Here is a 9,067-nt window from a genome sequence, read left to right as displayed (position 1 = left end):
TGCCGTTGACCTTGAGCTGCAGCGTGCTCACGCCCTCTACCGTTTTGGCGTAGGAAGCCAGCCGCTCGGCCTGGGCGGCAAAGGGCGGGGCCAGCGCCAGGCCCAGCAGGCCGCCGGCCTGCTTCATAAATGTACGCCGCGAATCGGGGGTCAGGCGCGGATCAACCGGCGTTCCGTCCGGGTTTACGGGAGAAGAAACTGTCGACATAGCAAGTCAGTAAAGAGGAAGCCCGCCCCACAAAACACTTTCGGCTTCAACAACTATGCAGCCCCGGGCCCCACGGGCGGAGGGTGCAGATACTATTGGCTGGCGGCAAGTGGCAGCGTTGGTAGCGGGTTGTACGCTCCCGCAGCGGTATAGTTGAGGTAGGTACACAGGATTTTCCGGCCTCACCTGTTTAACTCTTACGGTCGGCTTCTGTTCCTTAGCGCCCGGCCAGCAACTGCAGATAACTGGTCACCGACAGGTAGTTGTCCTTCATGCTTTTGCCGGGCAGGTGCACCAGCACGGCCGTGCAGTGGCTGACGGGCGTGGTGCCGTCGGTTTCGAAGGCAATGCCGGCACGGGCATTATCGTAGAGGTAGCGGGCTGGGACGCCGGGCTTAGGCCGGTAGCTGCCGGCTAGCGCAAATGGCCCGCACGCCGCCCGCACCGCCGCCAGCGAGGAGCCGCTGTGTACACCACCGGCCGTATGAAAAAAGGGTGAGGTAGCCCGCACCACCTGAATAGTTTTGCGCATATCCGGCCCGGAGGCCGCCGTGTACACATCCAACTGGGTGCGCCGGGCAGCGGTACCCCCGTACCAGGTAGCCCAGGCCTTCTGCATGGCCGCATCACTGGTGGCCGCGGGTCCCAGGCTGGTCAGGGTTTCGGGAGATGCGCCGAGTTGGATGTTGCCCAAGCTACGACCCGGGGCAATAAGTGGGTTGGCAGCGGCGGTAGTAAGGCCCAGCAAGCCAAAAATGAGAGACAGCATACGAGTTCCTACAGATTGGATACCTGCCTGCTACGGCCCGGCCAGCGCATCGGTTCAGCAAAAAGGCCCCTGCCTGGGAAGACAGAGGCCTTTTCTGGTAAGGAAGCAGGCTACATGGTGGATTTGTCCATCTTCATTTTGCCTTTGCCCTTCTTGTTGTTCATTTTGGCTTTGCCGTCCGTGGTTTTCATTTTATCCTTCTTCATATTTGACTTCATCTTCGTCGTATCGCCCTGCATGGGCGTGGTTTGAGCGAAGGAAGAGGAAGCAGTGCCAAGTACGAAGGCACTCAGCAGGGCGGTAGCAAGAAGCTTTTTCATAGTACGTGAGAAGGGAAAGGGTGTGAGAGACACGGCACCGGCGCACCGACTTGTTCTTCTCACGCAGATTGCCGGCAATTGGTTGTGTTTCGGGCAGTTAAAACATTCTGCCCTATTAAGCTAACAAACATTAGTTTGTCGAAGCGAAATGCGTACTTTAGCCGCCCCGTAGCTGCAGGCTTTCTGCGGCAGCCCGCGCCTTTTGGCTTTACCCGTTGCTGAACCCGTATGTTGACCACGCGCAAAACCAACCGCCGCCAGCTTATCCTGGATGAAGCCGCCAAGCTGTTCAAACAGAAAGGCTTCGGCGGCACTTCCATGCGCGACCTGGCCCGGGAAGTAGGTATGGAGGCCGCCAGCATGTACAACCACATCAAGAGCAAGGACGAAATCCTGGACCTGATCTGTACCCGCATTGCCCACACCTACATTTCCCAACTGGCCGAAATTGAGCAGACGGAAGCCTCCTACGCCGACAAGGTAAAAGCCCTGATCCGGCTGCACATCCGGCTGATGATTGAGGACGGCGCGGCCGTTTCCGTAGCCAACCACGACTGGAAATACCTGCCCGAGCCCCAGCTCACCGCTTTCAAGGACGCCCGCAAAAACTACGAGAAAGGCTTTGCCGCCCTCATCGAGCAAGGTATTGCGGCCGGCGAGTTCCAGCCCGTGAATGTATCGGTGGCCCTGTTTACCATCCTCTCGGCGGTGCGCTGGGTGGAGCTGTGGTACCGCCCGGGCCGGGAGTTGTCGGCCGAAGAACTCGAAGACCACATCATCACCATGCTCCTCACTGGCTTGGCCAAGTAGTGCTTAGTTGATAGTGCTTAGTGCGTAGGCCGTTCACTGCCAGCACAAGCTAAGCACTAACAACTAAGCACCAAGCACTTCAAAACACATGAGTCGTTTTCACACCGTCAAAGTCAAGAGCATTACCCGTGAAACGCCGGACTGCGTGAGCGTGGCCCTGGATGTGCCCGCCGAGCTGCGGGAAACGTTCCGCTTCACGCAGGGGCAGTACCTCACCTTCCGCCGCCACCTGAACGGCGAGGAAGTGCGCCGCTCCTACTCCATCTGCAGCAGCCCGCTGGATAATGAGTGGCGCGTGGCCATCAAGCAGGTGCCCGAGGGCCGGTTTTCCACCCACGCCGTGCAGCAGCTGCGCGTGGGCGAGGAGATGGAGGTGATGCCGCCCATGGGCCACTTCACTACCCCGCTGCACGCCGATAATCAGAAGCTGTACGTGGCGTTTGCAGCCGGCTCGGGCATTACCCCGGTGATGTCCATCGTCAAAACCATTCTGCTCACCGAACCCGGCAGCCAGGTGTACCTGGTGTACGGCAACCGGGGCCGCAACTCCATCATATTTAAAGAGCAGATTGAGGCCCTGAAAAACCGCTTTGTGGACCGCCTGAGCGTGTACCACATCCTGAGTCGGGAACACGGGGAAGCCGATTTGTTTTTTGGCCGCATCGACAAGCAGAAGGCTCAGCAGTTTCTGCAGAAGATTATTCCGCCCCAGGAAATTGATGAGGCTTTCATCTGCGGACCCGAGGAAATGATTCTGGGCGTGAAGGAAGCCCTGACGGAAGCCGGCGTGGCCCCCGAGAAGGTGCATTTCGAAATGTTCACCTCCGCCGAAGGTGCCAAGCGCAAAGCCGAGCGCCAGGCCCAGCGCTCCACCAGTGAGGACGACAAGCAGAGCGTAGTAACCGTACAGCTGGAAGGCACCAAGTATCCGCTGCCCATGTCGTACTACGGCGACACCATTCTGGATGCCCTGCTGGAGCGCGGCGTAGATGCCCCCTATTCCTGCAAAAACGGCATGTGCAGCACCTGCCGCTGCCGCGTAACGGAAGGCACCGTGGAAATGGACGTAAACTATTCCCTCTCCGAAACGGAAGTAGCTAAGGGCTACGTGCTCAGCTGCCAGGCCCGCCCCACTTCCGAGAAGGTCTCGGTGGATTTTGACCAGTAGTTCATAGCTGTCATCCTGAGCATGTCGCGCATCAAGCGAGGACGAAGGACCTTATCTCGCTTGAACGTATTCGTTCATATATCCTTTTCGATGGGATAAGATCCTTCGTCCTCGCTTGATGCGCGACATGCTCAGGATGACAGGCAAAATATTTTTCTCTACATTTAACTAACGATTGTTAGTTACTCTTTGTTGAAGAAGCATGGAAACGCTAGAACTCACCCAGGAAGAACAGTTTCAGGCCCGCATCGACGAGGACATCCGCATTGAGCCCAAGGACTGGATGCCGGAAGCCTACCGCAAAACCCTGATCCGGCAGATTTCGCAGCACGCGCACTCCGAGCTGGTGGGGATGCTGCCCGAGGGCAACTGGATTACCCGCGCCCCTTCGCTCAAGCGCAAATCCATTCTGCTGGCCAAGGTGCAGGACGAAGCCGGCCACGGCCTTTACCTCTACTCAGCCGCCGAAACCCTGGGAGCCTCGCGCGACCAAATGCTGGCCGACCTGCACTCGGGCAAAGCCAAGTACAGCAGCATCTTCAACTACCCCACCCTGAGCTGGGCCGACATGGGCACCATTGGCTGGCTGGTAGATGGGGCGGCCATTCTGAACCAGGTGCCGCTGTGCCGCACCAGCTACGGCCCTTACGCCCGCGCTATGGTGCGCGTGTGCAAGGAGGAAAGCTTCCACCAGCGCCAGGGCTTCGAGATTATGCAGACGCTGTGCGAAGGCGCGCCCGAGCAGAAAGCCATGGCCCAGGAAGCTCTCAACCGCTGGTGGTGGCCCACGCTGATGATGTTCGGCCCCAAAGACGCCGACTCGCCCAACACCGAGCAGAGCATGAAGTGGCGCATCAAGCGCTTCACCAACGACGAGCTGCGCCAGAAATTCGTGGATATGATGGTGCCCCAGGCCGAGTTCCTTGGCCTGACCGTGCCCGACGATAAGCTGCAGTGGAACGAAGCCAAACAGGGCTACGACTTCGGCGATGTGGACTGGGCCGAGTTCTGGGACGTGGTGAAGGGCAACGGCCCCTGCTCCCGCGAGCGGCTGCAGGCCCGCACCGATGCCTGGGAACAAGGTGCCTGGGTACGCGAAGCCGCCCTGGCCCACGCCGCAAAGCGCAAGCAGCGCGCCGAGGCCGCTTAGGCATCAGCAACAAAAAGAACGTCATTCCGAGCGTAGCCGGAGTCGAGGAATCTCGCGTGCTGACGTTGCCAAACTAATTTGATTACCCTCTGGCGAGATTCCTCGGCTACGGCTGCGCCTTCGCTCGGAATGACGCTCTTCAAGAACTTAGATTGTATGTCTCAGAAAGAATGGCCGCTGTGGGAAGTATTCATCCGCAGCAAACAGGGCCTCGACCATAAGCACGTAGGTTCTCTGCACGCTGCCGATGCCGAAATGGCCGTACAGAACGCCCGCGACGTGTACACCCGTCGCCTCGAAGGCGTGAGCATCTGGGTGGTGGAAAGCAAGCACGTGCACGCCTCCAACCCCGATGATGCCGCCGCCTTTTACGAGCCGGCCAACGACAAAGTGTACCGCCACCCTACGTTCTACACGGTGCCGGACTCTATCAAGCACATGTAACCCGGCTTCGCCATGTACGCATCCACCCAAAGCATTGCCCTGCCCGACGTAGCGCCCGAAGTGCGCCAGCACCTGTTCGAGTACGTTTTGCAGCTGGCCGATACCAGCCTCATCCTGGCTCACCGCCTCTCGGAGTGGTGCGGCCACGGGCCAATTCTGGAGCAGGACCTGGCTATGGCCAATATCTCGCTTGACCTGCTGGGGGAAGCCCGTAGTTATTACCAGTATGCCGCTGAGCTGGAAGGCCGGGGCCGTACCGAGGACGACCTGGCTTACCTGCGGAGTGCGGTGGAGTACCGTAACCCACTACTGGTAGAGCAGCCCAACGGCGACTTCGCGCAAACCATTGTCCGGCAGTTTCTGTACGACTGCTTTCACTACCATCTGCTGCTGCAACTGCAGGCCAGTCCTGACCGGCACCTGGCCGGCATTGCCGAGAAATCGGTGAAGGAGGCAGCTTACCATATCAAGTGGAGCGCCGAGTGGATTATCCGACTCGGGGATGGTACCGACGAAAGCCGCCGCCGTGTGGAAGCTGCCATTGCCTCGCTATGGCGCTACAGCGGCGAGCTGACTACCCCCACCCCCACCGAGCAGGCCCTGCAGGCCGCCGGTTTCCTGCCCGATTACGCCGCCATCCAGCAACAGGCCGACACCCAGGTGGCGCGGGTGTTCGAGGAGGCCACCCTGACGGTGCCGCAGGGCGTGTTCATGCAGAAAGGCGGTAAAACCGGCCGCCACTCCGAGCACCTGGGCTACCTGCTCACCGAGCTGCAATACATGCAGCGCGCCTACCCGGGCATGAAGTGGTAAAGGCTTTAGGCATGCGTTGTAGAAAGAACGTCATGCTGAGCTTGCCGAAGCATCTCTACCGCTTCGTTGAGTTCACCCTGCAACAGCGCGGTAGAGATGCTTCGACAAGCTCAGCATGACCGTACCCACAAACACTTTGCCTACCGAAGACCACATCTGGCAGCTACTGGAAGAGGTTTCTGACCCCGAGATACCGGTGCTCAGCATCCTCGACCTGGGCATCGTGCGCGGGGTAGAGCTACGCGGCGACGAGGTGCACGTGACCATCACGCCCACCTACTCGGGCTGCCCGGCCATGAACACTATTGCCACCGAAATCCGGCTGCGGCTACTGGCCGAAGGTATGACCAACTTGCACATCCACAACCAACTCAGCCCCGCCTGGACCACCGACTGGATGAGTGCGGCCGGCCGCCAGAAGCTGGAGGACTACGGCATTGCCCCGCCCGTGGACGGCACGGCCTCGGGACACATGCTCAACTTGTTCGGGGCTGATACGGCCGTGCGCTGCCCGCTCTGCAAATCTACCCACACCCACTTGGTCAGTCAGTTCGGCTCCACCGCCTGCAAGGCCCACTACCAGTGCGACGACTGCCTGGAGCCGTTTGACTACTTCAAGTGCCACGCCTGACAGGCTAGAGCTAGTTCCCCTCCTCAGATGAGGAGGGGCTAGAGGTGGTTGATACTCGTTGAACATGAACTAGCTCTAGTTTCTATTTCTAGTCTTTCAACCACCCCTAACCCCTCCTCATCTAAGGAGGGGAACTAGACCTAGCTTACGCCTTTTCCCACCCTTTCCCCTATATGACCGACTCTCTCCAGTTCTCCCTCGATGGCGGCGTAGCCACCATCCGTTTCAACCGGCCGCAAGTATTCAACAGCGTCAACAAGGACGTGGCCCTGGCTTTGCAGCACCATTTGCGCGAGTGCCAGCAGAACCCTGCCGTGCGCGCCGTGCTGCTCACCGGCACCGGCAAAGCCTTCTGCGCCGGCCAGGACCTGGCCGAAATTACCGGCCCCAACGCCCCCGAGGTGGCCGACATCGTGGAGAAGCACTACAACCCCATTGTGGAGCTGATTCGGGCGCTGGACAAGCCGGTGGTGGCGGCCGTGAACGGCGTGGCCGCCGGCGCGGGGGCCAACTTGGCTCTGGCCTGTGATGTGGTAGTGGCGAAGGAGTCGGCCTCATTTATTCAGGCGTTCAGCAAAATCGGGCTGATTCCGGACAGCGCCGGCACCTACTTCCTGCCCCGCCTCATTGGCATGCAGCGTGCCTCAGCTCTGATGATGACCGGCGACAAGGTATCGGCCCAGGAAGCCGTGCAGATGGGCATGATCTACAAAACCTTCCCCGACGACACCTTTGAGCAGGAGGCCAACGCCCTGGCCCGCAAGCTGGCCGCCATGCCCACCAAAGGCCTGGCCTACACCAAGCAGCTGCTCAACCAAAGCTTCGGCAACGACCTCACCCGCCAACTGCGCGCCGAGGGCGACTACCAGCTCCGCGCCGGCAGCACCGCCGACTACAAAGAAGGCGTAGCCGCCTTCCTGGAAAAACGCCAACCCACGTTCACGGGTCAGTAATTTTTAGTGCTTAGTGCGTGGTGCCTAGTGCTTGGTCTGAATGACACCAAGGCACCACGCACTAAGCACTAGGCACCACGCACTAAGCACTACACAGAATGACTATCGGAATTATTGGCAGCGGGGCCATGGGGGCGGGTATTGCACAGGTGGTAGCCCAGGCTGGGCACCCGGTGCGCCTGCTCGACCAGAACACGGCCGCCCTGGACCGGGCCTTGGCCGGCATCCGCGGCGGCCTGCAGAAGCTGGCGGAGAAAGGTAAGCTCACCCCGGAAGCGGCCGACGCCGCCGTAGCCCGCGTGCAGCCCACCACCGAGCTCGGCCAGTTTGCCGACTGCGGGCTGGTGCTGGAAGCCATTGTGGAAGACCTGGGCGTGAAGCAGCAGCTGTTTCGGGAGGTGGAGCTGGTGGTGCCGGCCGACTGCGTGCTGGCTTCCAACACATCGTCGTTGTCCATTGCCAGCATTGCGGCGGCCTGCCAGCGGCACGAGCGGTTTATCGGCATCCACTTCTTCAACCCCGCCCCGCTGATGCAGCTGGTGGAGGTGATTCCGGCGGTGCAGACGCGCGCCGGGCTGGCCGAGGAAATCCGCCAGCTGGTGCAGAGCTGGGGCAAGTTGCCGGTGCTGTGCAAGGACACGCCGGGCTTCATTGTGAACCGCATTGCCCGGCCCTTCTACGGCGAGGCCATCCGGCTGCTGGAAGAAGGCGTGGCCGATGCCGCCACCATCGACTGGGCCCTCACCGAGCTGGGCGGCTTCCGCATGGGGCCGTTTCAATTGATGGATTTCATCGGGCATGACGTGAACTACCGGGTCACGGAATCGGTGTTTACTTCGTTCTTCTTCGACCCGCGCTACAAGCCTAGCTTCACCCAGAAGCGCCTGTTTGAGGCCGGCTACTACGGCCGCAAGTCGGGCCGCGGCTTTTACGACTACCGGGACGGGGCCACCCTGCCCGAGCCCACCCGCGACGCGGCCCTGGGCCGCCGCATTGTGCAGCGCGTGCTGGCCATGCTCATCAACGAAGCCGCCGACGCCCTGCACCTGCGCGTCGCCTCGGCCCCCGACCTGGAGCTGGCCATGACCAAGGGCGTAAACTACCCCAAAGGCTTGCTGCAGTGGGCCGACGAGCTGGGCCCCGCCACCGTGCTGGCTACCCTCGACGCGCTGTACGAGGAATACCACGAAGACCGGTACCGCGCCAGCCCGCTGCTGCGCCGACTGGTAAAAGCCCATCAACCTTTCCTGCAGCATGAGCCAGCCGACGCCCGCTGAGCTGGTGGCCCGCGCCGAGGCCGTGAAAAACCGGATGCTGGCGCACGACGCCTTTAGCCAGTGGCTGGGGCTGGAGGTGACGGACATGGCCCCCGGCTACTGTCGCCTGCAGTTTCGGGTGCGGCCCGAGATGCTCAACGGCTTCGGCATTCTGCACGGGGGCGTGGCCTTTGCCGCCGCCGATTCAGCTTTTGCCTTCGCCTGCAACAGCCACGGCCGCCAAAGCGTGGCCCTGAGCGTCACCATCGACTACCTGGAGCCCGGCCGCCCCGACGACCTCATCACGGTGGAAGCCCGTGAGGAAAGCCTCCGCCATAAAGTGGGCGTGTACCAGCTGCGCCTCACCAACCAGCACGGCACCCTGCTGGCCCTGTTCAAAGGCACCGCCTACCGCACCAGAACAGAGCACCTCACCCCCTAGCCCCCTCTCCTTGGGGAGAGGGGGGACTAGCTCTAAAAGTTAGTTTTAGTTTTCTCCCACACTCAACCACCTCACTCACCTCCACTAGAAAATCTGGATTCTA

At 60.8% G+C, this 9,067-nt stretch carries 11 protein-coding genes and 1 pseudogene; 9 read left to right on the top strand and 3 right to left on the bottom strand.

Annotated features, from left to right (window positions below; translation table 11 throughout):
• The 3 genes and pseudogenes from EI291_RS23060 to EI291_RS18710 form a co-directional block, all read right to left on the bottom strand.
• A pseudogene (locus EI291_RS23060) lies at positions 1-208 on the bottom strand (hypothetical protein); the annotation flags it as partial.
• A 217-nt stretch (positions 209-425) separates the two neighbouring features.
• Positions 426-977 carry a hypothetical protein gene (locus tag EI291_RS18715; protein ID WP_125423651.1) on the bottom strand — a complete coding sequence of 184 codons (552 nt, stop codon included), beginning with the start codon at positions 975-977 and terminating at the stop codon, positions 426-428.
• A gap of 110 nt (positions 978-1,087) precedes the next feature.
• Positions 1,088-1,297 (bottom strand): hypothetical protein, encoded by a 210-nt coding sequence (locus EI291_RS18710; RefSeq protein WP_125423648.1) that lies wholly within the window; start codon positions 1,295-1,297, stop codon positions 1,088-1,090.
• A 228-nt stretch (positions 1,298-1,525) separates the two neighbouring features.
• Between EI291_RS18710 and EI291_RS18705 the strand changes: the two genes are divergently transcribed.
• The 9 genes from EI291_RS18705 (at position 1,526) to paaI (ending at position 8,964) form a co-directional block, all read left to right on the top strand.
• On the top strand, positions 1,526-2,107 hold the full coding sequence (locus EI291_RS18705; protein WP_125423645.1) for a TetR/AcrR family transcriptional regulator: 582 nt from the start codon (positions 1,526-1,528) through the stop codon (positions 2,105-2,107).
• A gap of 88 nt (positions 2,108-2,195) precedes the next feature.
• Positions 2,196-3,275, top strand: coding sequence for a 1,2-phenylacetyl-CoA epoxidase subunit PaaE (gene paaE / locus EI291_RS18700; protein ID WP_125423642.1), 1,080 nt, complete (start codon positions 2,196-2,198; stop codon positions 3,273-3,275).
• A gap of 202 nt (positions 3,276-3,477) precedes the next feature.
• A complete protein-coding gene (paaA, locus tag EI291_RS18695; protein ID WP_125423640.1) occupies positions 3,478-4,425 on the top strand; it encodes a 1,2-phenylacetyl-CoA epoxidase subunit PaaA in 948 nt (315 codons plus the stop codon).
• A 156-nt stretch (positions 4,426-4,581) separates the two neighbouring features.
• Entirely contained in the window at positions 4,582-4,869 is a 288-nt protein-coding gene (paaB, locus tag EI291_RS18690; RefSeq protein WP_125423637.1) for a 1,2-phenylacetyl-CoA epoxidase subunit PaaB, read from the top strand.
• A 12-nt stretch (positions 4,870-4,881) separates the two neighbouring features.
• Entirely contained in the window at positions 4,882-5,682 is an 801-nt protein-coding gene (paaC, locus tag EI291_RS18685) for a 1,2-phenylacetyl-CoA epoxidase subunit PaaC (protein WP_125423634.1), read from the top strand.
• Between the two features lie 136 nt (positions 5,683-5,818).
• The gene (gene paaD, locus EI291_RS18680; RefSeq protein ID WP_240635600.1) at positions 5,819-6,313 is read left to right on the top strand and encodes a 1,2-phenylacetyl-CoA epoxidase subunit PaaD; all 495 of its coding nucleotides are present in this window, start codon (positions 5,819-5,821) and stop codon (positions 6,311-6,313) included.
• 173 nt (positions 6,314-6,486) lie between these two features.
• Positions 6,487-7,266 (top strand): enoyl-CoA hydratase-related protein, encoded by a 780-nt coding sequence (locus EI291_RS18675; RefSeq protein ID WP_125423628.1) that lies wholly within the window; start codon positions 6,487-6,489, stop codon positions 7,264-7,266.
• A 98-nt stretch (positions 7,267-7,364) separates the two neighbouring features.
• The gene (locus EI291_RS18670) at positions 7,365-8,543 is read left to right on the top strand and encodes a 3-hydroxyacyl-CoA dehydrogenase NAD-binding domain-containing protein (RefSeq protein ID WP_125423625.1); all 1,179 of its coding nucleotides are present in this window, start codon (positions 7,365-7,367) and stop codon (positions 8,541-8,543) included.
• Positions 8,521-8,964 (top strand): hydroxyphenylacetyl-CoA thioesterase PaaI, encoded by a 444-nt coding sequence (paaI, locus tag EI291_RS18665; RefSeq protein WP_125423622.1) that lies wholly within the window; start codon positions 8,521-8,523, stop codon positions 8,962-8,964. The genes EI291_RS18670 and paaI overlap by 23 nt, the downstream gene beginning before the upstream one ends.
• Positions 8,965-9,067 lie beyond the last annotated feature (103 nt).

Origin of the sequence: Hymenobacter rigui (assembly GCF_003944715.1) — a bacterium.
In the GTDB taxonomy this organism is placed as follows: domain Bacteria; phylum Bacteroidota; class Bacteroidia; order Cytophagales; family Hymenobacteraceae; genus Hymenobacter; species Hymenobacter rigui.
This window is presented reverse-complemented; position numbering and strand designations above follow the sequence as displayed.